We start from the raw sequence: 420 nt of genomic DNA on the forward strand, positions 1-420 counted from the left end.
GGCGTTGGTCAGCGGAGGTGCGGGGAAGGTGGCGATCCTGAGCTATACCATGCCGTTCTGGGTGGTGATTTTCGCCGCGTTGTTTCTCGGTGAACGCCTGCGACGTGGGCAATATTTCGCGATTCTGATTGCCGCTTTCGGCTTATTTTTGGTGTTGCAGCCGTGGCAACTCGATTTCTCTTCGATGAAAAGTGCCATGCTGGCAATCCTCTCCGGCGTCAGTTGGGGGGCGAGCGCGATTGTTGCTAAACGTCTGTATGCCCGTCATCCGCGCGTGGATTTATTGTCGTTAACATCCTGGCAGATCCTGTATGCGGCGCTGGTGATGAGTGTGGTCGCTTTACTGGTGCCGCAACGTGAAATTGACTGGCAGCCCACCGTGTTCTGGGCGCTGGCCTACAGTGCGATTCTGGCGACGGC

Annotated in this window: 1 pseudogene; it reads left to right on the plus strand. The window is 56.9% G+C overall.

The features are described from left to right. Positions 1–420 (plus strand): annotated as a pseudogene (gene yijE, locus SB756_RS28200) (cystine transporter YijE); the annotation flags it as partial.

It is taken from the genome of Pseudomonas sp. SIMBA_068 (assembly GCF_046534705.1).
Lineage (GTDB): Bacteria > Pseudomonadota > Gammaproteobacteria > Pseudomonadales > Pseudomonadaceae > Aquipseudomonas > Aquipseudomonas putida.